This window comes from Pseudomonas brassicacearum (assembly GCF_918698105.1).
Classification (GTDB): domain Bacteria; phylum Pseudomonadota; class Gammaproteobacteria; order Pseudomonadales; family Pseudomonadaceae; genus Aquipseudomonas; species Aquipseudomonas brassicacearum_F.
The window spans coordinates 1-26,394 of record NZ_CAKKMI010000084.1 but is presented as its reverse complement, the minus strand read 5'-3'; the positions used below and the strand labels follow the sequence as shown (position 1 = coordinate 26,394).

22 protein-coding genes are annotated in these 26,394 nt (G+C 63.0%); 9 read left to right on the top strand and 13 right to left on the bottom strand.

Annotation, left to right across the window (positions count from 1 at the left end; genetic code table 11):
* Nucleotides 1–123: 123 nt before the first annotated feature.
* From LQ215_RS24785 to LQ215_RS24760, 6 genes are all read left to right on the top strand, one after another.
* Nucleotides 124–747, top strand: a complete 624-nt coding sequence (locus tag LQ215_RS24785) for a CDP-alcohol phosphatidyltransferase family protein (protein WP_230153012.1) — start codon at nucleotides 124–126, stop codon at nucleotides 745–747.
* A gap of 11 nt (nucleotides 748–758) precedes the next feature.
* Nucleotides 759–2,516, top strand: coding sequence for a bifunctional alpha/beta hydrolase/class I SAM-dependent methyltransferase (locus LQ215_RS24780; protein WP_230153011.1), 1,758 nt, complete (start codon nucleotides 759–761; stop codon nucleotides 2,514–2,516).
* Complete coding sequence (locus LQ215_RS24775; protein WP_230153010.1) at nucleotides 2,516–3,859, top strand: phosphatase PAP2/dual specificity phosphatase family protein; 1,344 nt, start codon at nucleotides 2,516–2,518, stop codon at nucleotides 3,857–3,859. The genes LQ215_RS24780 and LQ215_RS24775 overlap by 1 nt, the downstream gene beginning before the upstream one ends.
* Nucleotides 3,849–4,310 (top strand): hypothetical protein, encoded by a 462-nt coding sequence (locus LQ215_RS24770; RefSeq protein WP_230153009.1) that lies wholly within the window; start codon nucleotides 3,849–3,851, stop codon nucleotides 4,308–4,310. The genes LQ215_RS24775 and LQ215_RS24770 overlap by 11 nt, the downstream gene beginning before the upstream one ends.
* Nucleotides 4,311–4,515: 205 nt before the next feature.
* Nucleotides 4,516–5,136, top strand: a complete 621-nt coding sequence (locus tag LQ215_RS24765; protein WP_003205972.1) for a lysophospholipid acyltransferase family protein — start codon at nucleotides 4,516–4,518, stop codon at nucleotides 5,134–5,136.
* A 1-nt stretch (nucleotide 5,137) separates the two neighbouring features.
* A complete protein-coding gene (locus LQ215_RS24760; protein ID WP_230153007.1) occupies nucleotides 5,138–6,070 on the top strand; it encodes a phosphatidate cytidylyltransferase in 933 nt (310 codons plus the stop codon).
* Between the two features lie 376 nt (nucleotides 6,071–6,446).
* Here the strand turns inward: LQ215_RS24760 and LQ215_RS24755 are convergent, their stop codons facing one another.
* From LQ215_RS24755 to LQ215_RS24695, 13 genes are all read right to left on the bottom strand, one after another.
* Nucleotides 6,447–7,604 carry a glutathionylspermidine synthase family protein gene (locus tag LQ215_RS24755; protein ID WP_230153006.1) on the bottom strand — a complete coding sequence of 386 codons (1,158 nt, stop codon included), beginning with the start codon at nucleotides 7,602–7,604 and terminating at the stop codon, nucleotides 6,447–6,449.
* Nucleotides 7,605–7,616: 12 nt separating this feature from the next.
* Complete coding sequence (locus LQ215_RS24750) at nucleotides 7,617–8,318, bottom strand: DUF1190 domain-containing protein (RefSeq protein WP_230153005.1); 702 nt, start codon at nucleotides 8,316–8,318, stop codon at nucleotides 7,617–7,619.
* Between the two features lie 19 nt (nucleotides 8,319–8,337).
* Nucleotides 8,338–8,766 (bottom strand): DUF350 domain-containing protein, encoded by a 429-nt coding sequence (locus tag LQ215_RS24745; protein WP_230153003.1) that lies wholly within the window; start codon nucleotides 8,764–8,766, stop codon nucleotides 8,338–8,340.
* A 15-nt stretch (nucleotides 8,767–8,781) separates the two neighbouring features.
* Complete coding sequence (locus LQ215_RS24740; RefSeq protein WP_230153001.1) at nucleotides 8,782–9,444, bottom strand: DUF2491 family protein; 663 nt, start codon at nucleotides 9,442–9,444, stop codon at nucleotides 8,782–8,784.
* Complete coding sequence (locus tag LQ215_RS24735; protein ID WP_230153000.1) at nucleotides 9,431–10,465, bottom strand: ion channel; 1,035 nt, start codon at nucleotides 10,463–10,465, stop codon at nucleotides 9,431–9,433. The genes LQ215_RS24740 and LQ215_RS24735 overlap by 14 nt, the downstream gene beginning before the upstream one ends.
* A gap of 288 nt (nucleotides 10,466–10,753) precedes the next feature.
* Nucleotides 10,754–11,452, bottom strand: coding sequence for a PspA/IM30 family protein (locus LQ215_RS24730; RefSeq protein WP_003185899.1), 699 nt, complete (start codon nucleotides 11,450–11,452; stop codon nucleotides 10,754–10,756).
* Nucleotides 11,453–11,474: 22 nt separating this feature from the next.
* Complete coding sequence (locus LQ215_RS24725) at nucleotides 11,475–12,056, bottom strand: YjfI family protein (RefSeq protein ID WP_013694303.1); 582 nt, start codon at nucleotides 12,054–12,056, stop codon at nucleotides 11,475–11,477.
* Nucleotides 12,057–12,446: 390 nt separating this feature from the next.
* Nucleotides 12,447–13,280: a YfaP family protein gene (locus LQ215_RS24720; RefSeq protein ID WP_230152999.1), complete on the bottom strand. Its 834-nt coding sequence runs from the start codon at nucleotides 13,278–13,280 to the stop codon at nucleotides 12,447–12,449.
* 3 nt (nucleotides 13,281–13,283) lie between these two features.
* On the bottom strand, nucleotides 13,284–14,903 hold the full coding sequence (locus LQ215_RS24715) for a DUF2300 domain-containing protein (RefSeq protein ID WP_230152998.1): 1,620 nt from the start codon (nucleotides 14,901–14,903) through the stop codon (nucleotides 13,284–13,286).
* A gap of 1 nt (nucleotide 14,904) precedes the next feature.
* Nucleotides 14,905–19,473 carry an alpha-2-macroglobulin family protein gene (locus LQ215_RS24710; protein WP_230153014.1) on the bottom strand — a complete coding sequence of 1,523 codons (4,569 nt, stop codon included), beginning with the start codon at nucleotides 19,471–19,473 and terminating at the stop codon, nucleotides 14,905–14,907.
* A complete protein-coding gene (locus LQ215_RS24705) occupies nucleotides 19,470–20,129 on the bottom strand; it encodes a DUF1175 domain-containing protein (protein ID WP_003205996.1) in 660 nt (219 codons plus the stop codon). The genes LQ215_RS24710 and LQ215_RS24705 overlap by 4 nt, the downstream gene beginning before the upstream one ends.
* Nucleotides 20,114–21,823 (bottom strand): DUF2138 domain-containing protein, encoded by a 1,710-nt coding sequence (locus tag LQ215_RS24700; RefSeq protein WP_230152997.1) that lies wholly within the window; start codon nucleotides 21,821–21,823, stop codon nucleotides 20,114–20,116. Before LQ215_RS24700 ends, LQ215_RS24705 begins: the two co-directional genes overlap by 16 nt.
* A gap of 35 nt (nucleotides 21,824–21,858) precedes the next feature.
* Nucleotides 21,859–22,617, bottom strand: a complete 759-nt coding sequence (locus LQ215_RS24695) for a YfaP family protein (RefSeq protein ID WP_230153013.1) — start codon at nucleotides 22,615–22,617, stop codon at nucleotides 21,859–21,861.
* A 545-nt stretch (nucleotides 22,618–23,162) separates the two neighbouring features.
* On the opposite strand from LQ215_RS24695, the gene LQ215_RS24690 reads away from it, so the two are divergent.
* The 3 genes from LQ215_RS24690 (at nucleotide 23,163) to dxs (ending at nucleotide 26,303) form a co-directional block, all read left to right on the top strand.
* Nucleotides 23,163–23,405 carry an exodeoxyribonuclease VII small subunit gene (locus tag LQ215_RS24690; RefSeq protein ID WP_003185917.1) on the top strand — a complete coding sequence of 81 codons (243 nt, stop codon included), beginning with the start codon at nucleotides 23,163–23,165 and terminating at the stop codon, nucleotides 23,403–23,405.
* Entirely contained in the window at nucleotides 23,402–24,289 is an 888-nt protein-coding gene (gene ispA, locus LQ215_RS24685) for a (2E,6E)-farnesyl diphosphate synthase (protein ID WP_230152996.1), read from the top strand. Before LQ215_RS24690 ends, ispA begins: the two co-directional genes overlap by 4 nt.
* Before the next feature lie 115 nt (nucleotides 24,290–24,404).
* Nucleotides 24,405–26,303: a 1-deoxy-D-xylulose-5-phosphate synthase gene (gene dxs / locus LQ215_RS24680; RefSeq protein WP_230152995.1), complete on the top strand. Its 1,899-nt coding sequence runs from the start codon at nucleotides 24,405–24,407 to the stop codon at nucleotides 26,301–26,303.
* Nucleotides 26,304–26,394 lie beyond the last annotated feature (91 nt).

Here is a 26,394-nt window from a genome sequence, read left to right as displayed (position 1 = left end):
AAATACGCGAATAGATGCCTACCCGCCCTCATTCTCAAGAAATACCCGCCAGCAACCCCTCAACCTATCGTAATCTCGCATCTGTACAAGCCCAGCCCCGCCACCGGCCGAGATCTCACCCCGATGCCCTCCATTTACCAACTCAAGCCCGCCTTTCAAAACCTGCTGCGCCCCATGGTCCAACGCCTCTACAACAACGGCATCACGGCCAACCAGGTCACGGTGCTCGCCGGCATCGTTTCAGTCTTGGTCGGCGCGGTCATCGCCTGGTTTGCCAACCATCCGTGGATCTTCGTGCTGGTACCGATCTGGATGCTCCTGCGCATGGCGTTGAATGCCGTGGATGGCATGTTGGCGCGGGAGTTTGGCCAGCAATCACATCTGGGCGCCTACCTCAATGAGCTATGCGATATCATCGCCGACGCTGCCCTGATCCTGCCTTTTGCCCTGTTTGCCGATACCAGTCTATTGCTCGTGTTGTTGGTCACGTTGTTGGCGTTGTTCAGCGAATACGCCGGCGTGCTCGGGGCGATGGTGGGGGCTTCGCGGCGGTATGACGGGCCGATGGGCAAGAGTGATCGCGCCTTTGTGTTGGGCGTGTTGGCGACCGGCATTGCCCTGGGTTGGCTCGGGGCGCTGTGGGTGGATGGTGTGATGGCGGTGGTTGCCGCCCTGCTGGTTTATACCTTGGTCAATCGAGTCCGTCATGGCCTGGACCAAGTGAAGGAAAACGCTCCCTCAGCATAAAGGAACTTGCAATGCGCGAAGCCCAGGAACTGACGTTCACTACTCATGATGGCGTGGAGTTGTTCTACCGGCACTGGCCGGCTGTCGATGCGGCAGCGGGTGAACCCCGCCAGGCCGTGCTGTTGTTTCACCGTGGTCATGAACACTCCGGGCGCATTGCGCACCTGGTGGATGAACTCGACCTGCCCGGGTTCGACTTCTTTGCCTGGGACGCGCGCGGCCATGGCCAGTCGCCTGGCGAACGGGGCGACAGCCCGAGTTTTGCCACCAGTGCGCGGGATGTGCAGACCTTCTGCGATCACATCGGCGCGGCGCATCGGATCGACGAAGCGAACATCGCCGTGGTCGCACAAAGCGTCGGCGCGGTGATCGCGTCCACCTGGGTCCACGACTACGCGCCGCGCATTCGCGCGCTGGTGCTGGCGTCGCCGGCGTTCAAGGTCAAGCTCTACGTGCCGTTCGCCCGTCCGGGCCTGGCGCTGATGCGCAAGTTCCGTGGCAATTTCTTCGTCAACAGCTACGTCAAGGCGAAATTCCTCAGCCATGACCCTGAGCGCGTGGCGTCCTACGACAGCGATCCGTTGATCACCAAGGCCATTTCGGTGAACGTGCTGCTGGGCCTGTACGAAGCCGCCGACCGCGTGGTGGCCGATGCCCAGGCGATCCAGGTGCCGACGCAGTTGTTGATTTCCGGATCGGACTTTGTCGTGCACCGCAAACCCCAGGAGCAGTTCTTCGAACGCCTGGGCAGCCTGCACAAAGAGAAGCACATCCTGCCGGGTTTCTTCCACGACACCCTCGGCGAGAAGAACCGCGCGCCGGCCGTTGCCAGTGCCCGCCGCTTTATCCTGCAGAACTTTGCCCGACCGCTGGACCGCCCTTCCCTGCTGGACGCCGATCGCCTGGGCGCGACCTGCGCCGAAGCCGAAACCCTGGCCACGCCGCTGCCGCACAACTCGCTGCGCGACCTCTACTGGCGCATGACCCGCGCCAGCATGCGCTTTGGCAGCAAGTTGTCGGCCGGGGTGAAGCTGGGCTTCGATACCGGGTTCGACTCCGGCAGTACCCTGGATTACGTCTACCGCAACCGCCCCACCGGCACCTCGGCGCTGGGCAAGATGATTGACCAGAATTACCTGAACTCCATCGGCTGGCGCGGCATTCGCCAGCGCAAGTTGCACGTCGAAGAACTGCTGCGCCTGGCGATGGCCGAATTGCGCGCCCAAGACCGCGAGGTGCGCATCGTCGACATCGCCGCCGGCCATGGCCGCTACATTCTTGAAGCGCTGCAAGGCGTCAGCCCGTTGCCCGAGTCGATCCTGCTGCGCGACTACAGCGACATCAACGTGCGCGACGGCAGTGCGCTGATCGTGGAAAAAGGCTTGGGCGATATCGCCCGATTCGTCAAAGGCGATGCCTTCGACCGCCAGGATCTGGCAGCACTGGAACCGAAACCCACCCTCGCCGTGGTGTCGGGTCTGTATGAGCTGTTTGCCGATAACCAACTGGTCGGTGGTTCCCTCGCTGGCCTGGCCGAAGCCGTGGAGCCTGGCGGTTTCCTGGTCTACACCGGCCAGCCGTGGCACCCGCAACTGGAACTGATCGCCCGCGCCCTCACCAGCCACCGTGCCGGTCAAGCCTGGGTGATGCGTCGACGTACCCAGGCGGAGATGGATCAATTGGTTGAGGCGGCGGGCTTCCGCAAGATCACCCTGCGGGTCGATGAATGGGGCATTTTCAGCGTTTCGCTGGCCCAGCGAGTGCAGTAATGAGCGCCGTCATCGCCCCGGCCCGCGAGCCCGCACTGCTGAAACCGGCGGTGCTGTGGCTGCTGTTGCTGGCGCCGCTGTTCTTCACCACCTATGGCTTCGCCACCTGGGTCACGTCCCAGCGTGACGACGTTGGCACGCTGGTGTTCGCCTGGGAAAGCCATATGCCGTTCATGGCCTGGACCATCGTGCCTTACTGGTCGATTGATCTGCTGTACGGCCTGTCCTTGCTGTTACCCACCAGCCGCGAAGAACTCAAGCGCCACGCCTTGCGCCTGCTCACGGCCCAGGCGATTGCGGTCAGTTGCTTTTTGCTCTGGCCGTTGCGCTTCACCTTCCCCCGCCCGGAAATGGACGGGGTGTTCGGTTGGTTGTTCGAAGTGCTGGCGGGCTTCGACAAGCCGTTCAATCAGGCGCCGTCGCTGCACATCGCGTTGCTGGTGGTGCTGTGGGTCTGTTATCAGCGGCATCTGCAGGGCTTCTGGCGCTGGGTGATGCACGGTTGGTTCGCGTTGATCGGCGTGTCGGTGCTGACCACTTATCAACATCACTTCATTGACCTGCCCACGGGCGCGCTGGCCGGTTGGCTGTGTGTCTGGTTGTGGCCGCTGGATCGTCCGAGTCCGCTGCTGAGTGCGCGGCTGGCGACGGATCCTGCCCGCCGCCGCTTGGCCTTGCGTTATGGCTTGGGCGCGGCGGCGCTGTTCATCCCGGCGTTTGCCTTGGGCGGCGCGTGGCTCTGGCTGATCTGGCCGGCGGTCGCGGTGCTTATGGTGTCGTTGAATTACTTGGTGTTGGGTGCCGACGGTTTCCAGAAGCGTGCCGATGGTCGCTTGAGCCCGGCGGCGCGCTGGTTGCTGGCGCCGTACCTGGCGGCGGCGTGGATCAATTCCCGCTGCTGGACGCGCAAGCATCCGCAGCCTGACCAGGTGGCGGATAACGTCTGGCTGGGGCGCATCCCCACGCCGATGGAGCTGAAAAACAGTGCGTTTAGCGGGGTGCTCGACCTCTGCGCAGAACTGTCCATGGACAGCACGGGCGTTGCCTATCGCTCATTGCCAGTGCTCGACCTGACCGCACCGACCGCCGAGCAATGCCTGAAAGCGGCAGAGGCCATCGAAAGCCTGCGCCAGCACGGCCCGGTGCTGGTCTGCTGCGCCCTGGGTTATTCGCGCAGCGCCACGGCGGTGGTTGCCTGGTTGTTGCACAGTGGGTGGGCGGCGAGCGTTGATGCGGCGATCGTGCAAATCCAGCGCGCTCGACCGCGTATCGTCCTGCACGCGGCGCACCGTCGGGCGCTGGAGCAGTTATCCACAACCCTGGGGAATGTGCATGATCAGTGATATGGAGCTCCACACCGTGGCGAGCCTGTTGCGCCGCGGTCATTCGCTGGATCAGCTGTCCACCGGGCTGACGCTGCTTGGGGCGCTGCTGGGGTTGGGGCAGTGGCTGGTGGGCGTCATCGATCCGTGGTTGCTGCTGTTGAGCGCCGCACTGATCGTCCTCGGCGTACTGGAAAAATACTGGGCGTTGCGCGTGGCGTTTGACGCCGATCTGTTCCAGCGCATGGCGGACAGCAGCCAATCCCTGGCCGAACGCACCTATACCCTGGACCAGGCCCTCACCTCGCTGGGCCTGCAACCGGCCGCACGTGCAGGGCGTCTGTGGACCGAACGCCGGCACGGCGCGTTGTTGCTGCTGCGCCGGCAATCGCGGTTGCTGGCTGCACAAGTTGTCTTGACGCTGGGCTTCATCCTGGCCAGTCCCTGGCTAGCTTTTTCAGACGTCAGATAGTTTCAAAGTTAACGAATACCTGATGGCGAGTGACGATTGTGGCGAGGGAGCTTGCTCCCGCTGGGCTGCGAAGCAGCCCTAAAACCAAGCACTGCGGTGCGTCAGGGTGATTGTATTCAGCCTCTTGAGGGGCTGCTGCGCAGCCCAGCGGGAGCAAGCTCCCTCGCCACAGTTATGCTTATGTTTCTCAGGACAAGGAATCCTCATGTTCGAACCCGTGGTCGCCAACCTCATCACCTCCGCCGCCCGCATGGTCACGGGCGCTCGCAGCCTGTGGCTCGGCTGCGCGCCGACGCCGGTGCAGCGGATCTACTTCGCCAACCACAGCAGCCACGGTGACTTCGTGTTGCTCTGGGCCTCGCTGCCGCCGGCGCTGCGCAAGCTCACTCGCCCGGTGGCGGGGGCCGATTATTGGCAAACCAGCCCGGTGCGGCGCTACATCATCAACCGGGTGTTCAACGGCGTGCTGGTGGACCGCGAGCGCAAGGATCCTTCCTACAGCCCATTGCAGCCGATGCTCGATGCCCTGGAAAACGGCGACTCGCTGATCATCTTCCCGGAAGGCACGCGCAATCCCGAGGAAGGCCTGTTGCCCTTCAAGAGCGGGATCTATCACTTGATGAAAAACCATCCCGAGGTCGAGGTGATCCCGGTGTGGATCGCCAACCTCAACCGCGTCATGCCCAAGGGCCGTGTCCTGCCGCTGCCGCTGTTATGCACCACCAGTTTCGGCGCACCGCTGTGCATCGAAGAAGGTGAAAGCAAAGAGCAATTTCTTGAACGCAGCCGCGCCGCGCTGCTGGCACTGGCCCCGGAGCACGTCTGACATGGATCGATATACCCTGATGTTGTTTGGCGGGATCGGCGCCATTCTGGTGCTGGCTTCGTTGATCGGTTTCGTTCTCAGGCTGCGGACCAAAGGCGCGCCGAACTCCGTCATCGACAACCTCAACGCGCGGATCAATGCCTGGTGGATCATGGTGCTGGTGATCGGCATCGCGTTCTGGCTCGGCAATGCGGCGGTGATTCTGTTGTTCTACGCGGTGTCGTTCTACGCCCTGCGGGAATTCCTGACCCTGACACCGACCCGGCGCAGTGATTATCCGGCCCTGGTGGCCGCGTTCTATCTGGCGCTGCCGCTGCAATACCTGTTGATCTACTACGACTGGTACGGGCTGTTTTCGATCTTCATCCCGGTGTATGTGTTCCTGCTGCTGCCAATCCTCGCGTCCCTGGGCGGCGACAGCACGCACTTTTTGGAGCGCGCTTCCAAGGTCCAGTGGGGCTTGATGATCGCGGTGTTCTGCATCTCCTTCGTCCCGGCCCTGCTGACGCTGGACATCGCCGGTTTCGAAGGGCGCAACCTGTTGCTGATCGCGTACCTGGTGATCGTGGTGCAGCTCTCGGATGTGTTGCAGTACGTCTGCGGCAAGCTGTTCGGCAAACACAAGATCGCGCCGAACCTATCGCCGTCGAAAACCGTGGAGGGGTTTGCCGGCGGCATTTTCCTGGCCTCGCTGATCGGTGGCGCGCTGTGGTGGATCACCCCGTTCAATCCCTGGCAGTCGTTCCTTATCGCGTTGTTGATCAACTTGCTGGGGTTCGCCGGCGGCATCGTCATGTCAGCGATCAAGCGCGACCGCGGCGTCAAGGACTGGGGCCATATGATCGAAGGCCACGGCGGCATGCTCGACCGGTTGGATTCGGTGTGCTTCGCGGCGCCGATCTTCTTCCACCTGGTGCGGTACTGGTGGACCTGAAAAAACAGTGGACGGCCTGACCCTGTGGGAGCGAGCTTGCTCGCGATAGGGCCAGGTCAGTCAACATCGATGTTGATTGGTCCACCGCCATCGCGAGCAAGCTCGCTCCCACAGGGGTTTCGGTGTTTGGCCCACTGGCACACCGCTCTTGTGGCGAGGGAGCTTGCTCCCGCTGGGCTGCGCAGCAGCCCCAAAACCAAGCACTGCGGAGTGTCAGGCTGACTGAATTGACTGCTCTGGGGGCTGCTGCGCAGCCCAGCGGGAGCAAGCTCCCTCGCCACAGTGCTGCGGGCGCCTGGGTGACTTCACTCAACACCGGGCGATGAGATGCCTGGCTGAGCACATGACCCTGTGGGGTCGGTATGTGGAGGGGTAATCAATCAAGGATCAGATGCGGCAGGAACCGGCTTGAATCCTTGGTGATCAGGCTGTTGTCTTCCCGCACGCCAATGCCGGCAGCCTGGTCGCCAATGACCCAGGAGCCGATCAGGGTGTAGCTGTCGCCAAAGCGTGGCAGCGGCGCGAATTCCTGGAGGATGAACGGGGCGTCGGTGTAAGGGCCGTCTTCTTTTACGATCAGGCCATCAGCGGTCTGCAGCTCGATGTTGGCACCTTCCCGGGAAAAGAACGGCTTGCGCACCCAGCCCTTGGGCACCGCTTTGCTCGTGTCGGTGTCCAGGTGGGCCGCGAGCAGGTTCGGGTGGCCTTGGTTGAATTCCCACAGCAGCGGCAGGATGCCTTTGTTCGAGATGATCGACTTCCAGGCCGGCTCGAAAAACTGCGTATCACACTGGGCAATCGCTTCACCAAACGGCTCGTGGAAGATGAACTCCCAGGCATGCAGCTTGAACAGGTGCGGAATCCAGCGTTCTTCCAGGTCAACAAAACGCCCGTCACTGTTGAGGCCGATGTCTTCGATATCGATGTGCCGCGATTCAATGCCGACTTTTTCCGCGATCAGGCGCAAGTAGTCCGTGGTGCCCTTGTCTTCCACCGAGCCTTTCATCGAGGCGAAATAAAACGGCTCCTTGAGCTGCAACTGGGCAAAGGCCTGGTGCAGCTTGGTGTCGATGCTGTTGAACTGGTCGGCATGCTTGGGCAGCAAACCGCGCTCGATGCATTGCTCCAACCAACCCCACTGGAACGCCGCCGCCTCGTAGAGGCTGGTCGGCGTGTCGTAGTTGAGTTCCAACAGCTTGGCGGGGCCGTTGCCGTTGTAGGAGAAATCCATGCGCCCATACAGGTGCGGGTGGCCTTCGAGCCACGAAGTGCGCACCAGGTCGAAAAACGACGCGGGAATGCTCAGGCGCTCCAGCAATTCTTCGCTCTGGACCACACGGGCCACGAGGTCCATGCACATGTCATGGATCTCGGTGGTCGGGTCTTCCAGGTCGTCCTCGATCTGCTTGAGGCTGAACTGGTAGTACGCGCTTTCGTCCCAATAGGGCTCGTCGTCGATGGTGTGGAACAGAAAGCCGAGCTGCTCGGCGGTCTGTTTCCAGTCATGACGTTCTGCGCAATGGATCTTCTTCATGGCGCTGGTTCCTCAACCGCCGGAGCTGCTCGAACCGCCCCAACCGCTACGGGCGCTGGACTTGCTGCCGAAGCCACCGCGAGACGTGGACGAAGCGACGGACATCGCCTTGCTGCTCTTGACGGAGTCGGTGTAGCTGCCATACCGCGCCTGGTTGGACCGGGTAAAGGTCGAGCCACTGGATACCCGCTGGCTGAGCGTCGAGGACCCGAAGTTGCCGCGATCATCGCGGTAGCGGTAGACCGGCTCGGAGTAATAACTGCTGCGGTGGCCGCTCAACATGTTGCCGATCAGCATGCCGGTCAGCAGGTTGCCGAAGCCTGAACCACCCACGTTCGCTTCCGAAGCCGGCAATTGAGCCCGGGCGGCGTCGACCTCGGATTGCGTGACTTCGCCATCGGCGCTCAACTCGAAACCGCCCAGCTTGGGGATGAACTTGCCGGCCGAGTCCTGCTGACACCAATCGGGAACAAAGTCGGCATCGCAATCAGCCTGGCTGTCGTATACCGGCGCAATGCGACGATGCTCAGACAAGGCGTTCATATAGGCGTTGGAACAAATGTCCACCGGCAGTTTTTCATCGACACATTGCTGGACGGACTGGAAGTTGTACTTCTTCTGCAACTTGTAGGTTTTTTCCGTTGGCCCGCAGCCGGATATCGCCAGGGCGACCGACGCGGCCAGCGAAAGCTGGACGTACTTGCTTCGTTTCATCGGGTTCTCCGTGGCGCTATCAGTTCGTGGAAGGCGTCATGCACGCGGCGTTCAACATGCCGACGCTGATGGCCACGGCAGCGATGTAGATACCGGCGGCGATTTCACCGTTCTTGATCCGCGCGGAAGCGCCCTTGAGCACCAGGCTGGTCACCAGGAACGCCAGCAATTGGACGACAGCGGCGATCACCGCCCAGACGACGAAATCCAGCAAGCTGATCGAGTAGGCAATCACGTTGCTGGCCGGGATGGCGAAACCAATGAGGGCACCGCTCAGGGCGATCGCCGCAGCCACGTTGCCCGAGCGGATCAGTTCGAATTCTTTGTGCGGCGTGACATGGATGTAGATGAACTGGAACAGCGCGAACAGCACGGCGGCGCCGAGGATGTACATGACAAAGCCGAGCACGGCGGCCTTGTTCAGGGAAATGGAGAGCGCTTCAAGCATGGATTTCTTCCTTATTCAAAGAGTGTTCAGGTCAGTGGTGTACAGCGAAATACCCAGCGAAGTGCTCAGGCTGACAGTGCCTTCGGCGTCCTCTTCGACGGAGAACAACAGGAACTCCCGGCGATCCGTCAGGCCGGTGTCGCGGGCGTACAGCATCGAACGGTGCTCGACGTTGTAGGACTCATCCGGATTGCTCACGCGCTCGCTCAACGTCACCAGTTCTGTCTGGCCCGCCTCGGTGCCCCATTCACGGGTGTACTCGACGCCGTCGTGGGTGTAGGTCGGCAGGCCGATCAGGCTTTCGGGGCCGGCCAGGCGACGCAACTCCGCTTCACTGTTGATCGTGACGTAGCTGAGGTAGTTGAACAGGATCACCGACTCGACCTGCCCGGCGATGTCGCCGCTGGTGTGCACTTGCAGCCAGTAGTCTTCGTCGTTCATGTAGCAGCGCGACAGCCAGTTCGACTGCCCGAGGTCGACGACGCCCAGGCTCCAGATTTGTTGGGAGCCGGGGATGACCACGCTGCTGTTGCCGTCGAGCAACAACTTGAGCGTGGCGTCGAACATGACCTGCTTGCCGGAAGCCAGGCCCAACGGCCCGGTGACAGGCGAGTTGTTGTTGGCTGTCGTGTTCGCGTTCGGGGCCTCAAGCCCCATCAACTGTTTAAACCACCCCATGGGAAATTTCCTTGAGACGCGTGGAGGCGATGTAGAAGAGTTCTCCGCCCACGACGCGGGTGGCGCCGGGCGGGTTGATCGACGGCTGGCGGGCGCCCTTGGCGCGGTAGCCGATCAGCGTCGCGTTGTGCTGCTCTTTCATCCGGGCATACAGCTCGCCGAACGTCGCTTCAAACGCCTCGGGCAACTTCATCAGGTACTGGGTGGCGCCTTCGCCGACACAGAGCAATTCATTGATGACCACGGACGAGCCCGGGTCCTGGGAGGCCCGCACCAGCATTTCGATGGCCATGCTGGAGGTGCATTCCAGGCTCGGCGCATAAGCGCTGGCGAGGGCGGCGATTTCGCTGTCATTGAAGTGCGCGACCACATGTCCGACCGGCCCCAGTTGATTGACCGCCAGCACGGTGGCCAGGGTCAGGTCGTCGGAATGGGTTCGCACCAGCACACGTTCGGCACCGGGCACGCCGGCACGCTGCAACAGCGCGACGGAGGACAGGCTGTCGCCCTTGATGAACGAAGTCTTGCCGGGCATGGGGTTTTCTTCGAGATCGCAATCACAGATGACGATCAGGTTGTCATTGGAGGTTTCGTCCTGCAGCAGCAATTCGATGACCCGCTCGCTGGAGGCGCCCTCCCAGCCGATGAGAACCGTGTGGCCGACCTTGCCGGTAAAATCGCCTTTGCCCTTCATGCCTTTTCTCCATACATCGATGACGCTGCTGGTGGTTTTGCCGATGACCGTCGTCAACAGGGCAATGCCCCCGAGCATGATCCAGGTCGCCACGAAAATTCGCCCGGCGGAGGTCTGTGGCAACAGATCGCCATAGCCGACGGTGAGCGTGGTGGTGAGATAGAAATAGATAAACGTGGCGGCGGTGAGGAGGTGTTGCTCGCCCAGCAGCACCAGGCCGATCCAGGCCGTGGAAAAGTGCACGCCCAACGCAATGGCCAGGCCCGCCCAGCCGAACCGATGGAAGAACGACGCCGCGTACGTGCGCAACAAAAGGAAAATCGACATTTCGTCCCTGACTCCGTGGGGCTTGGTTCCTGGCGGGATCATCACTCAGGCGCCTGAGGGCTCGAGCGTAGTGGCCGGACAGCATTAAACCTGTTGCAGGGCTTGGATAAAAGTACCTGCACCACAATTAAATCCGTGGCGTGCCGAACATTATTGTGGCGAGGGAGCTTGCTCCCGCTGGACTGCGCAGCAGGCCCCATTTTGGAGCCGCTTCGCGCCTCAGCGGGAGCAAGCTCCCTCGCCACAGGTTTTGTGCTCGGCTGGCCTTGATTGATCAGCCCGAACAGATCACTCAGCCGACTTTTTCTTCAGGCGTTCCAGGATCGCATTGGCGCTGCCTTCGTTCGGCGTGATGCCGGCGTCGCGCAGCTTGCGCTCCAGGTCGGAGCCGGTCGAAGCCTCGGCCAGTTCGTCCTGGGCTTGCAGCTCAGCGGCACGTTGCTGTTGCTTGGCTTGCAGGCGGTTGAGCGTACCGACGGCGGTTTCCAGCTTGCCATTGGCGCCGCCGCTGGCGATCGAGGCACTGACCTGGGCCTTCTGCACGCTTTCGCGGGCCTTGGCCATGTCCACTTGCTGACGCAGGCTCTTGATGCGGCTTTCGGCCTTGGTGATGTCTTTGCGCATGTTGTCCGCGTAACCGCCGAATTCGGTCGCGTGCTTCTGCTCGGCGTCCAGTTCGTTGGTCAGGGTCGAAATGGCTTCGGCCACTTCCAGCGCCAGGTCTTCGCGGTTGGCCTGGATCGCAGCCAAGGCCTTGGCCTCCAGGTCCTTGATCTTGGCGTTGTATTCGCCGACGCGATCGGTCGCCAGCTTGTGCTTGGCCATGATGGTGACCAGCTCACGCTTGGCGTTGGCCAGCGCGCTGTCGGCATCGCGGATTTCCTGGTCGAGGATGCGCAGGGCCTGTTGGTCGACGATCGATTCGCCGACTTCGTTGGCACCGCCACGCAGTGCGGTGAACAACTTGCTCCAGATGGATTGAGTCATTGGATGGTTCCTGTTCGGCGAATTAGATGAAGAAGCGTTCGAAGGCTTCGCTGGCGCGCTGGACGTTGTCGACGAGGGTTTTGACCTCGGTGACGACGTTGGTCAGGCTGGAGTCGGAGCTCAGCGCGCCGAACATGTTGTAGACGACCTGTCCGTTGGGCATGGTCTCGATGCCGATGGACGACAGCGGGAACATTTCCCGGCTGCGCAGCACGGCGTCATTGAATGCCGCGACGTCGTTGATCGACTCGACGTCCACCAGGACGGTGTCGACGATGATCTGGTCGCCCACCACTGCGATGTAGATCGGCAAACCACCGAAGTCATTCATTTCCAGCTTGATGCTGGACTCGGAACCTTGAACGAGAGAAAGGGTGATGTCGTTCGCGACCACTTCATCCAGGGCCTGAAGGGCGCTGTAGAGGCGATCGATGTTCCAGTTGTTACCTGCGCTCATGTAATCCTCCGACATGAATGAGCCAGCCAGAATCGGTTGGCGTAGCTGTTTCTCCATCTGCTTGAGCAGGCTTCGGTTTTCGGGAAGCACCCAAGTCTCGTGTTTCACATACCCGGCGGCACTCAGGCCCGCGCGCATCTGCTTCATGTAGAAGCTCGACGGTTTTTTCGCGGAGGGTTTGGCGCGCTCTCCCGTGCGGCTCGCTGAATCGGTCACAGACCCGCCTGGCGGATCTGATGGAGAGCTGGTTGACATGGTACTGACCCCACTGTGAAAAACTCACGCGTGAGAAACACTACAGGTACTTTCTGAACCTCACAATAGCTCACGCGTGAGATTTTTATTTGTCACAAATGCTGACGCCCTCCCCTGTGGGAGCGAGCTTGCTCGCGATAGCGGTACATCAGTTTGCAGAGAGGTTGGATTTGCCACCGCCATCGCGAGCAAGCTCGCTCCCACAGGTCATTCATTGAGGCTGACTGCTCTTTGTGGCGAGGGAGCTTGCTCCCTCGCCACAGGGTGTCAAGCCACCCAGTGTTACGGGTAGCTAAAGCTTTTGACCAATGTCAGTTCACCCACCGCCCGCATCGGCACGACGAAGGTTTCCATCTTCTCGTTCGGTGTGCCTTCTTCGGTGATCACGGTGACTTGTGCGGTGGTCAGGGCTTGTTGCGCTTGTTCTCCACCGCCCTCGCCCTCTTCGTCGCCCTCCTCACTGCGATAACCGCCGCCGTAGTAGTTCACATACACCAGGTACTGGCCTTTGATCGGCGCGGGCATGGCGAAGATTTCCGGGCCGTAGCCGGTGGTGACGTCGACGTCGAGGGCGGCGCCGTTGGCGACGGCGCGGTCGCCGTACCAGATGTGGGCGCCGTCCGGGGTGACCAGGTGCAGGTCAAGGTCGGTGCCGTCGCTGTCCCAGGTCAACAGGACCCGCAGCTTGGCCGGTGTGGCGCCGCCGCTGGTGTTGAGAAATTGCGTACGGTGGCGCTGCTGGCCATCGGCGCTGCGCACTTCAACGCTGTTGCTGCCGTTGGGGAACGAGAACGGTCGGTCGAAGCGACCTTCCTCATCCAACTTCAGCGGCAGGCTCACACCGTTGACGATGAGTTGCCCCGGCGCGTTGCCGTCCTTGGGCGCGCTTTTGATCTGCCCAGTAATGCGCGCGGTGTTGGCCTGGCCTGGGGGCGTGTTGACCGACGAGGCCGGGTAGTTGACGGTCTGGCTGAAATTTTCGCCTTCACCGCCCGGCGCACCGCTGCGCCAGCCGCCAATAGGGGTGTCGAGCTTGATGGAGTCGGCGGCCATGGCCGGTGGCAAAGCGGTCAGGGCGCAGAGCAACAGCAAGACCTGTGGATAACGGAGTGTCATGGTCTATTCCAGCAAGAGGTGACGGGCGAGCCCTTCGATATAGGTTTCGTCCTGGCCGTTTGGATGAGCTTCGAAGGCCAGGTGCAGATATTCATGCGTCAGGTCGAGACGATCCTGCAGCGACAGCACGCCGCGCACGTAGATGCGCTGGCGCTCGCGGTCGACATAAGGCCGGCCAAAGGCGACGCGGCAGACGGCGAAAGCGCTGATTTCGTTGTAGCCCACTTCACCTTCCAGCCGCTCACGCCAGCCCCGGCGCTGCTTCAGCAGCCAGTCCTGGGCGGCAGGCAGCGCCTCGCAGGAGGCCACCGGGTTGTCCCAGCGACTGAGGCTGGCACGCGGGTAGGCATGCAGCAGGATGGCGTCGTAGCGTTGGCCGGCGTTGGCTTGCTCCACCGCTTGCGCCCAGGACAGTTTGTCCGGGCCCGGCTGGTCGGAGTGGTAGGTGACATCGGTGCCGGCCAGGACCAGGTCGCTGGTCCAGGCGGCAATGGCGCGGGTTTCCGGCGCCGCCGGGCGTGGCGCGACGCGCTGGCGATGGCTGCTGTCGTCGATGCTCAGGCAATCGCCGTTGCGTTGGGCGTTCTGCAGCAGGTAGGTGCGGATCGCCACCGCCAGTGCCTTGGCCGCTTCGGCAGGCTCGGCCTTGGCTTCGCGCTGCAAGACCCGGGCGACGTATTCCTCCCGGTCCAGGCGCGCCACCAGCTTGCCGGGCATCAGGAACAGCTCGCCATCGCTGTGGATATCCAGCTGATTGCCGTTGCTGAATTCGACGCGGTAGTCGCCGCGCAGTTGACCCGGCGAGGCCGGACGGTCACCGGACATCACCCGTTGCAACGGATAGCGGGCAAACAGGCCGACTTCCACGCAACGCCCGGTCTCCGCCGGCCAGCGCGCCGGCAATGCCGCCGCCAGACCTTCGCCGTAGACCTTCAGGACCTGCTGGCTGGTGCCGCGGCCACCGGCCCACACCGGGGTGCCATCGGCCAGCCAACCGGCGAAACCGCCCTGCCTCGATGAAGGCCCCTGGTCACCCAGCCAGCTCCAGGTCTTGACCCGCAGGCGACTGCCCAATTCGCCGACCAACCGCCCGTCCGCCGCGCTGAGCACCACGTCCAGCAGCACCCGGCGCGCCTGCTCCTGGGCCGGCAGCGTGGCCAAGGCCTTGAGCAACTGCGCGACCGGCACTTGCGTCTGGGGTTGCAAGGTCGGCAGATCCAACAACCATGCCGGCGCCTGACGGGCCTGCCAGTAATCACGCCAGTTCGAGGCCGACAGCCCGAGCCGCTGTGGCTCGAAATACAAGCCACAGGATTTCACCAGGGCCTGGTCGCGACCGATGCTCTGCCCGGCGTTGCAGCAATAGACTTCTTCCTTCGACTCGCCGCGGCACTCATAAACCGGTTCGCGCGCGTCGGTGTCCACCAGCCAGGCGTAGACAAACAGCTTCCACAGGCTGCCCAGTGGCGCCTGCAAAGTGTCGGGCAGTGGTTGGCGATCCAGCACTTGGGTCTGGCTCACGCGCAGCAATTGACCGTCGAAGGCCAGGCGCAACGGCTCGTCCTGCGCTGTTGCCAGCGCAGGGATCAAGCACAACCACCACCCAACCCACAGCCTGCGCATGTCAGTTGACCGTGATCTGACCGAGCGCCGGTTTCTGTTCCCGCGCCTGATGTTGTGGCGCGTAGACCTGAGTGAAGCGCACTGGCGGCAAGGTGAACTGGCCTTTCTGGGAGAAGCGCACCAAGTGCCGCAGGCGCAGCTCGCCACTGAGGGCATCCACCGGCACCGCATACGCCATCTGGCCGGGCTCGAAGCGGGCTTTTTCCAGGGACGTCGGTTCGCTGTCGGCCTTGCCCATCAACTGGATGCCCCAGGTGGTGCGCTCCACATCGGCGCCCGGCGGCAACGGCACTTCGAGCATGCCGTAGCGCAGTGGCGTCGGCGCCTTGCTGTTGATGATCACTTCATCCAGGTAGAGGCTGTCGCTGGACAACGGTTTGTTGCCCACGGCTTCGAGCTTGAAGCTGAAGGCCTCGTCGCCCGGCACCAGACGCGACAGGCGACGGGTGATGGACACGGCCATCGGTGCTACCGGCGGTTGCTGGCTCTGGAAGCTCAGTGCCGCTTGCAATGGACGCTCCTGGGCGCCGGTCAGGGTCAGCATCGTTGGAAGCTGCGCGCCCTGCCACTGCCAGTAGGTTTCACCGGTCGCGCCCTGCTTGGCTGCCCAGCCTTCGCCCGGTGCCAGGGCCACGGCCGGTGCCGCCTGTTCGATGCTGCGCTGCAACCAGGTCAGGGCCAGGGCCCGTTCCAGGGTGGACTGCTGCGGCAACACGCGCTCCAGCAAGGCGGTGGCGCGGGCCTGATCGAAGTTTTGCAGCGACAGCAACAAGGCCTCAACAAACGGCTGCGAGCTGAGCTCCAGTTGCTGTTGCGCGGCTTCTGCTTGACGGCTGAAGGCCGCCGGCAACGGCACCTTCGCCTGTTTCGCCAGGGACGCGGTCAGGACACGGGCACTGGCCAGGCCAAGGGCCGAATCCGGCGCGTACATGACCAGGCTGTCTTCACCGCTGTCCAGCACGCTCTCGGTACTGTCTTCACTGGCCTTCGCCAGGTCATCCATCAGGCCGCTGAGCAAGGTGTTCACCGGCAGTTGCATCTGCTTGGCGAACGACAGGATCAGCGCCCGTTGCAGCAGCGGCGTATCGCCGGCCTGCTTGGCGTAGACCTCCAGCACCCGCTGCCAGTGTTCCGGCGGCAGGCTCAGGTCCAGGGCCTTGCTGGCGTGCCAGTCAGCGTAATAGGCATAGGCGGTGAGGAAGGCATCCGGCTCACCGTCCTGGCCCCACCAGGTGAAGCTCGCCGAGGGGCCGGCCATCTGCACCAGGCGCAAGCGGCTGTTTTGCATGATCAACCGCAAGCGGTCGCGGATCTGCGGGTTCGACGCCAGGGTCGGATAGGCAATGCTCAACGGCAACAGACGACTGGCAGTCTGCTCGACGCCACCGTAGGGGTAGCTCAGCAGGTCATCCAGGGCCGAACGGAACAACGCTTGCGGGCTGTCGTCCAGGCGCAGGCGAATATCGCTGGCGTCGCTCGGCAGGGTCAGCGGGGTGTCACCGCTCGCCACATCGAGGCGCTGGCTCTGGGTGACTTGCCAGCCATTGCCGCTGGCGTTCAAGCGCATGGCCAGGGCGTCCTGGGTTTCGCCGTTCAATTGCAACTGCACGTTCAAGTCGCCACTGCTCAGCTCCAGGGCCGGCAGCGCCACATAGTTGATGCCGTTTTTCAGGTCCACCGCCATGCGCTGTTCAGCGCCGGCGTAGCGGATCAGCAGCTCGGCCTTCAATGGTTTTTCCGATTGGCTGAAGGCAAACAGGCCCAGTTGCGGCTTGTCGCCGGTGCGGAAACGGGTCGGACCGCTCCACTTCAGGTACAGCGGTTTTTCCGAGGCGATGAACTGCTTCTTCTGGCCCACTTGGCCGTCGTCGGCAATGGCCTTGGCCGTGATGCGCCAGCGAGTCAGCGAGTCCGGCATCTTGAAGGTGAAACGGGCCTTGCCGTTGGCGTCAGTGACCAGCTCCGGTTGCCACGCAGCGGTGTCGACGTCTTCACGCCGCGGCCGCTCCAGTACCTTGACCCCGCGTTCGCTGCGGTTGGCCTTGCCCGGCGCGCCAGGGCTGCCTGGCAGCGCCACGTCGTAGCTGATGAACGACAGGCTGGCACTGGTGCGCACGTTGTTGCGACGCGGGTGATAGAAGAACTGATCGATGGTCGGCGCCACTTCCGGTTGCAGGGCGTAGACCATTTCGTCCACCACGCTGACCGTCAGGTGCGCCGGGATCGCCTTGCCAGCGAACTGGGTGCTCAGGTCCACGGTCACCGTGTCGCCCGGGCGGTAGGTGGCTTTGTCAGTGACGACGGCAACGTCGATCTGCGGCGTGACCACCTTGATGCCGGCGTTCTGGAAGCTGTACTGGCCGCCCTTGGTGTACAGCACCGAGAAGGTCAGGTTGGGCGCAAAGCTATCCTTCACAGCAATGCGCGCGCGGTATTGGGTGTCGCTGAGCTTTTCCATCTTCAGCCAGTCGCCGCCCTTGGACAGCAGCGCCGTGGCCTCGACCTTGTCCCGCTCAAGCGACAGCAGCGCATCGCTGACCGGCTCCGGGAAGGTGATCAGCGCCAGCGCTTCGTCACCGGTCTTGTATTCCGGCTTGTCGAAGACGATCTCGACCGTGCCCGGCACAGCCTTGATGCCTTCACCGGTCACCGCATGGGCGGCGGCGCCAATGACCCGGCCGTGGTCGTCCTTGAGCGTCAGGTTGTAGGTGCCAGGGCGGTCGAAGGTCAGGCTGAAGCCCTTGTCCTTGGCCGCCAGCTTGCCTTCGCCGGTGCTCTGGTCTTCCAGGCGCACCCAGGCGTAGCTGCCTGGCGTCACGGCTTTGGCTTGTTCGTTGCCGCCTTCGTTGGCGTAGCTGAACGACACCTTCTGGCCGACGGCGCTGAACCGCTGGGGAGCGCTCAGGCGGAAATTCGCCGCACCACGGTCGATGAGGATTTCCTTGGTGGTCTTGACCCGATACGCCGCGCCGTCGCTGGCGAACACGGTGAGCGTGTAGCGGCTCGGCTTGTCGGCGGCCGGCAGGTCGAGGGTCGCGTTGCCCTTGGCATCGGTGGTCACTTCGCTGCTGGTTAGTTCGACCGGGAATTGCCCCAGGTATTGCAGCTCGTTATCGACCATCGACAGTTGCTGGGCACGCAGGCTCAGGCTCACCGTGGCATTCACCACAGGTTTGCCGTCCGGGTAGAGCAACACGAGGTTGCCCTTGACCGGCTCGCCGGTGCGGTAATCCTGCTTGGCCAGGTTCAGGGCGATTTCGAAGTGCGGCTTGATGTATTCGGCGACACGAAAGGCGCTGCTGTAGAGCTGGTCCTTGTAGCCAAAGCGCAGCTCATAGCCGCCGGCCACGGCGTTTTCCGGCAGTTGGAAACGGCCTTGGGTGCCGGCCTTGGAATCGAGCTTCAGGGCCAGGGTTTGCAGCTCGGTGCCGGTGGCGTCCAGCACGCTGACATTGACGTCGGCGGCAGTCGGTTGCACCGAATCACGGGCGTTCTTGAACTCACGACCGACGATTTTCAGCGATACCCAATCCCCTGGCCGGTACAGCGGCCGGTCGGTGAAGGCATAGAGCTTGGTGTCGTAGATTTCGCTGTCGTAGTAGAAGTTTTCCGAGACGAATACCCCGCCCTCCTCGTCTTCACCGATGACGAACGAACGCTCCGGGCTGACGTGCTTGAGGCGCAGCAGGCCGTCTTCATCTGTGGCACCGCTGCTCATCACGCCCAGGCCGTCGGTCCACAGCACGTTGACCTTGGGCACCGAACGCCCTTCATGCTTGCGTGCGGCCCAGACCAGCAATTCATCACCGGCAATCTTGCTTACCGCCACGGTGTTGGAGACGAAGACCATGGTGGTCGCGCGGTATTTGCCGATCAGCGCTTCCACCAGGTACAGGCCCGGTTTCAACTGGCCCAGCGGCACATAGACGTTGCCCGGCGCAACGCTGACGAACTCACTCGACGAGCCGGCCAGGTTGACCCCGGCTGGCGGTTGGATTGGCTTGGCCTGCCACAACGGATAACGGAACTGGCTGACCACCGGCAAGCCCGGGATCAAGGCGAATTGTGGCGGTGCGTCATATGGAGTCGGCGCGACCAGGGCATCACCGATCTTCAGTTCCGGCACTTCCTCGGTGACTTGCTGGCGCGATTCGTAGGAGAACGCCCGCTGCATCACTCGACGAGACTTGCGATACCAGTTGTCCCACAGGTACGCGAGGGTGTTCGACAGGCCTTCGCCCTTGAACTGGCCGTCGCTGACCACGCGGTGCAGGTTCTTCTGGCGCTTGAGGAAATCCAGCGGCTTGTCGATGCGATAGACGCGGATATCGGCGCCGCCGTAGGGCTCCATGCGGAACCGGCGGTAATCGCGGCCCGGCGCTTCGAGGCGGACCATGGCCTGCTCGTCGCTGGCAAAGCTGCTGTCGGCCAGCAGGAAGAAGCTTTCACCGGACACCGGCGTGTAGCCGCTGGGCTCCACCGTGTCTTCGGCATTCACGACAGGTGCCAGCAACAAGGCAAACAGCAGGGGCAATTTTGAACACAAGCGCAGCATGCGGGCACCGGTCATTGGGAGAGAAAGTTGAGTCGATAGACGCCGATGAAGTTGGGGTTGGCTGCGTCGGGTATCCATCGGGTGTCCTTCCAGTTCATGAGTTGTTGCAGGCTTGCGGAGCGCATGCCGTTGTCGGTAGGGGTTGTGGTGCCGGTGTGATAGGCGATGTAGCGGCCCATCCAGATCATCAGGTGCTGGTCATCGCCCTGATCGAAGAACATCAGGTCGCCTGGACGGGCCTGGGCCACATCGCGGCCCACCAGGTGACTGTTGAACTGGATCAGCTTGATGGCGTTGACGTAGGGCCCGACCTTGCCGCCGCCCTGCTGCCATTGCTGGGCGAGGCGCCGTTGCGCATCGCTGAGCGGCAGTTCCGGCGGCAGGTAGCGATTGGACAGGCCATTGCTGCGCAGCCATTTTTCATCGTGGACCTTCAGCGCTTCGTTGGCGGCAAAGCGCACCAGCCCGGCGCAGTCCTGCTGATACCAGCGCGGGCTTGGGCCTTTGGTCAGCTGTTCCTGGGCGATGCGCACGAACCAGGCGCGAAAGACCTGGGATTGCTGCACGTCCAACGCCGGCGCCTCGACGGCAAGCGCCGGCCCGCCGAGCAGCAACGCCAGCAGCAGCGTCAACGCGGGGTTGCGGATCAGTGCTGTCACAGCGCTTTCCATTCCAGCGGCAGCCACTGCCAGTGGCCATCCGGCTCGCTGCCTTCAGGCAACGTCAGGGCGTATTTGCCGTAGCCGCCGAGGGTGCGCAGTTTCGGGATCAGGTAGGTTTGCGCGGCGTTGTAGAACACCGGTTCCATGTCCTGGGGCAAGCTGTCGAGGGTTTCGCGCTGCATCAGTTGCGCCATGGAGTCCGGGCCGAAGTAGACCGGCATCAGCAGGTCCTTGGGCACCACGTCGGCCATGGGCGGGAAGCGTTTGTCGAGGGTGCCGAGGGCCTTGTCCACCAGTTTGTCGTCGAGGGAAAACAGCAAGGTCGAACCGTGGCGCGCCAGGCTGACCCGCAGGAAGGCCTTGCCGGTAATCGCGTCAGGCTGCTCGGCTTCCTTGGCCAGGTAGGGGCCGAAATTGGAGCTGACCTGACGCAGCCACTGATGCGTCGGACCTTGCTGCTTCTCGACCACCGGGAATGCATGCTCGGCAACGTTGTTTTCATAGGCGCCGACCATCGAACCGAACAGGTTGCCCAGGTCGGCATCGAGTTTGCCGTCGTCGTCATTCAGGCTCGCTACCAACAGCGGCGTGTACAGGCGTGAATCGGCGTACCAGCACAGCCCCGCCGCGCCGGCCACATGGTCGACCATGGCCTGGGCGGCTTTTTCGTCGGCGCCGAGTTTTACCAGCAACGGTTTCTGCTGCTCGGCGGCCAGGGGCAAGGCCACGCAGGCGCTGGCGCCCATGGGCATGGCTTGCCAGATCGGCTTGAAGTCGAAGTCCGGCTGGTTTTCCAGCTCGTCCATGGCCAAGAAGCTGTGCCAGCCCTTGTCGTCCATGTCGAAACGCAAACCGGCGAAGTTCGGGATGAACCGCTGGTAGCCCATGGCGAGCACGCTGGCGTTGACCGAGATGCGTTGCTTGACCTCCGGCGCCTTGGGCGGCAGGCCGAAGGCTTCGGGGAACAGTTTGTCGCCGTTGAGCAAGGCGGCCAGGGCGGTCGTCGAAACGCTGCCCGGCTCAACCGCGGAGCCGCTGGCCGGGTCGTACAGTTTGGTCGGGTTGGACAGCACCACCAATTTGTCGCCATGGGAGGCGAAGACCAGTGATTTGCTGGCGTTGTAGCTGAGCTGGTAGAGCGCAACGTCGTCACCGCCCACCTTCAGGTCGCTGAGCTTGCTCAACTGAGTGTCGTCCAGGGCGACTTTCGCCAACGGTTCCAGGACCTTGGCCAGGCCGCCGCGGTCCATCACCAACAGGAAGTCCTTGAGGCGGCCGTCCGCACCGCGCCACAGCGCGACGTCGGCCGGCTGGTCGAAAAGCTCTTCGATCAGGCTGTCCTGCAGCTTGAGGTCATGCTCGTAGATGATCCGGCGCAGGCTGCCGATCAGCCCGAGGCGGTCGGCATGGGCCTCGTAATAGAAGACGAAGTCCTCGGTGAGCGTGGCCTTGAGGAACGGCACCGCCAACAGGTCCTTGGGCAACTGGCTCAGGGAGTGGGCCTCGAGCAAGCCGTCGGGACGGCTCAGGCCGAGTTTCTCCAGCGCCAGCTCCATGGGCGGCGCCTTGGGCTTGTTCATGAACCAGCCCAGCCCGGCGGCCACACCGGCGACCAGGCACAGCCCGATCAGTATCGCCGGCCAGCGGCGCACAGGTTTGGCGACAGGTGTCGGCGTGGTCGGGGAAGCAGTGTTGTCGCTCATATTCACAAGGGCCTGTTCATCCGTGGAGCGGATACTTAGTAGTTGAAAGTCTTGACCAGCAACAGATCGCCAATGGCGCGCAGGGGCACGACAAAGGTCTCGCGTTTTTCATCGGCGGTGTTTTCGTTGAGCACCAGGTTGATCTGCGAGGTGATCACCTCGTTCTGGTTGCTGCTCTCATCGAAGTTGTAGCCGCCGTTGCCGTAGTTGCCCCAATAGTTCACGTAGACCAGGTAGGTGCCGTGCATCGGCGCGGTCATGGTGAACATTTCCGGGCCGGGGCCGTCGACGCCATCCGGGTCCAGACCGCCGCCATTGCTCAGCGCCGGCTGGCCGAAGAACGCATGTTGGCCGTCAGGTGTGACGATATGCAGGTCGAGTTCGGCATTGGGGTCGTCCCAGCCCAGCACCACGCGGATCTGTGCCGGGGTGCGCAGGTTGTTGGCTTCATAGAATTGCACGCGCTTGAGGGATTGCCCTTCGGAGCTGCGCACCTCGACGCTGTTGGAACCGGCGCCGAACGCGTACGGCCGGGCGAAACGCCCTTCCTCGTCGGTATAGAGATTGAGGGGATTGCCGTTGACCGCCAGGCTGTGGGGCTGGCGAGCTGTGCCCATGTCTTTGATCCGGCCCTCGATCATCGTGCGATTGCGCTGCACGCCCCGGTCGATGGGCGGCGTGGGATAGGCGACTTGCGGGTTTTCGGTGCGATCGAGCAAGCCGCTGTAGCGCCAGCCGCCCACCGGCTCCGACATCTCGGCCGAAGGCTGCGCCCACGCCAGCGGCGCGCCCATCAGCACGATCAATAAAGAAAGAAAACGCACGTATGCCTCCTGCCATGCACGACGCAACCCGGCGCCATTCCTCAGCGCTGCTTGTCATTATTCGGGTTTCGTCTGAAGGCCCCGTCGCAAGGGGGCCGTAGATGGCGCGAAGGTTAGCGATTCGGCGGATTATTAACAATCGGGGAACGCGCGATTCTGTGTGGGAAATCACGTACTGAGCGGTGCGTGAGCCGAATAGAGGGTTTATTCGGCTCACAAAATGAGCCGAATACGGAAACTGACGTCACTTCTGACGAAACCCCGTGCTTGCTCCCGTTCGACTACGCACTGTAGGAGCTGGCGAAGCCTGCGATCTTTTGATCTTTTGATCTTTTGATCTTTCGCTTGAGATTCAAGTGTCTGGGGAAAGATCGCAGCCTCGTTGCACTCGACAGCTCCTACACAGCCCAGCGGGAGCAAGCTCCCTCGCCACAAGAGCGGTAGGCCCTGATTTGCCCCAATACCCCATGTCTGCTAGTGTCGCGCCGGTTTAACAGTCAACCGGAATAGCCGCCATGGCCCGCAAAAAAGCTGCACTGGATTTCGAACAATCTCTGGCCGACCTGCAAACGCTGGTCGAACGCCTGGAGAACGGCGAATTGTCGCTGGAAGACTCGCTGACCGCCTTCGAGCAGGGTATCGGCTTGACTCGCGACTGCCAGGCGGCGCTGGCCCAGGCCGAGCAGAAGGTGCAATTGCTGCTCGAACGCGACGGTGAGCTGACCGAAGAGCCTTTCGACGCGGAACAGCCTGAATGATCGCCGCTTATCAGGCCAGCAGTCAGGCCCGGGTCAATGCTGCACTGGATACGTTGTTCAGCGCCCCGAGCCCGGAGCTGGCGCGCCTGTACGAAGCCATGCGCTACAGCGTGATGAACGGCGGCAAGCGTGTGCGGCCGCTGTTGGCCTACGCCGCGTGCGAAGCCTTGGGCGGCCAGGCCGAGCAGGCCAACGGCGCCGCCTGTGCGGTGGAGTTGATCCACGCGTATTCGCTGGTGCACGACGATTTGCCGGCCATGGACGACGATGACCTGCGTCGCGGCCAGCCCACCACCCACAAGCAATTCGACGAAGCCTGCGCGATCCTGGCCGGCGACGGCTTGCAGAGCCTGGCCTTCAGCGCCCTGCTGGACCCGGCCCTGAGCGATTGCCCCGCGCAGGTTCGCCTGGACATGGTCAGCGCCCTGGCGCTGGCGGCAGGCCCCGCCGGAATGGTCGGCGGCCAGGCCATCGATTTGGGCTCAGTGGGCCTGAAGCTGGACCAGAGCGCCCTGGAATACATGCACCGGCACAAGACCGGCGCCTTGATCGAGGCCAGCGTCCGGCTCGGTGCCCTGGCCAGCGGCCGGGCTACGCCCGCCCAGTTACAGGCCTTGCAAACCTACGCCCGGGCCATCGGCCTGGCATTCCAGGTGCAGGACGACATCCTCGACGTCGAAAGCGATACCCAGACCCTGGGCAAACGCCAGGGCGCCGACATCGCCCGCGACAAGCCGACCTACCCGGCCCTGCTCGGCCTCGACGCCGCCAAGGCCTACGCCCTGGAGTTGCGCGACCAGGCGCTGGCCGCGCTGCGACCCTTTGACGCGGCGGCCGAGCCGTTGCGCGACTTGGCGCGTTATATCGTCGAACGACGCAGCTGATACAAGGTCAACCCGTTCATAAGTGCGTATCGGCCAAGTTCCGGCCAACGCGTGGGCAGCTTGCGATCCATAAGGTAAACTGCCGCCTCTTTCTATACCTATAACGATTCGCCTGATGCCCACGACGTTCCAAGAGATTCCCCGCAAGCGCCCGACCACGCCCCTGCTGGACCGCGCCAACACGCCGGACGGCCTGCGTCGCCTGGGTGAAGCCGAGCTGGAAACCCTGGCCGATGAGTTGCGCCTGGAGCTGCTCTACACGGTCGGCCAGACCGGTGGGCACTTCGGTGCCGGCTTGGGCGTCATCGAGCTGACGATCGCGTTGCATTACGTGTTCGACACCCCGGACGACCGGCTGGTGTGGGACGTTGGGCACCAGGCCTACCCGCACAAGATCCTCACCGGTCGTCGCGAGCGCATGGGCACGCTGCGCCAGAAGGACGGCATCGCCGCCTTCCCGCGTCGCTCCGAGAGCGAGTACGACACCTTTGGCGTCGGCCACTCCAGCACCTCCATCAGCGCCGCCCTGGGCATGGCGATTGCCGCCCGCCTGCAAAACAGCGAGCGCAAGGCCATTGCCGTGATTGGCGACGGCGCACTGACCGCGGGCATGGCCTTCGAGGCGCTGAACCACGCGCCGGAAGTCGACGCCAACATGTTGGTGATCCTCAACGACAACGACATGTCGATCTCGCGCAACGTCGGCGGGTTGTCCAACTACCTGGCGAAGATCCTCTCCAGCCGCACCTACGCCAGCATGCGCGAAGGCAGCAAGAAAGTGCTGTCGCGCCTGCCCGGTGCCTGGGAAATCGCCCGCCGCACCGAAGAATACGCCAAGGGCATGCTGGTCCCCGGCACGCTGTTTGAAGAACTGGGCTGGAACTACATCGGCCCCATCGACGGCCATGACCTGCCCACGCTGATCGCCACCCTGCGCAACATGCGCGACCTCAAGGGCCCGCAGTTCCTGCACGTGGTCACCAAGAAAGGCAAAGGCTTCGCCCCGGCGGAAGTCGACCCGATCGGCTACCACGCCATCACCAAGCTCGAACCCTTGGACGCTCCGGCGGCCGCGCCGAAAAAGGCCGGCGGACCGAAGTACTCCGGCGTATTCGGCCAATGGCTGTGCGACATGGCCGCCGCCGACCCGCGCCTGGTGGGCATCACCCCGGCGATGAAGGAAGGCTCGGACCTGGTGGCCTTCAGCGAACGTTACCCGCAGCGCTATTTCGACGTGGCAATTGCCGAACAGCACGCCGTGACCCTCGCTGCCGGCATGGCCTGTGAAGGCGCCAAGCCGGTGGTGGCGATCTATTCGACGTTCCTGCAACGGGCCTACGACCAATTGATTCATGACGTCGCCGTACAGAACCTCGACGTGCTGTTCGCCATCGACCGCGCCGGCCTGGTGGGCGAAGACGGCCCGACCCACGCCGGCAGCTTCGACCTGTCGTTCCTGCGCTGCATCCCCGGCATGCTGGTGATGACCCCGAGCGATGAAAACGAGCTGCGCAAGATGCTCACCACCGGCCACCTGTTCAATGGCCCGGCGGCAGTACGCTACCCCCGTGGCACCGGCCCGAACGCGACGATCTCGACTGACCTGGAGCCGATCGAGATCGGCAAGGGCGTGATTCGCCGCCAGGGCACGCAAACCGCCCTGCTGGTGTTCGGCGTGCAACTGGCCGAAGCCCTGAAAGTCGCCGAGACCCTGGACGCCACCGTGGTGGACATGCGTTTCGTCAAACCCCTGGACGAAGCCCTGGTGCGCGAGATGGCCGGCAGTCACGACCTGCTGGTAACGGTCGAGGAAAACGCCATCATGGGCGGCGCTGGCGCGGCGGTCAGCGAATTCCTGGCCCGGGAAAACATCCTCAAGTCCGTGCTGCACCTGGGCCTGCCGGACCTCTATGTCGAACACGCCAAGCCTGCGCAGATGCTGGCCGAATGTGGGTTGGACGAGGTGGGAATCGAAGCGGCGGTGCGCCAGCGGTTGCAGTTGCTGGGCCTGTAAGTTCAGCCCACACAGATCCCCTGTGGGAGCGAGCTTGCTCGCGATAGCGGAAGATCAGTCAATAAACCCATGGGCTGACACACCGCTATCG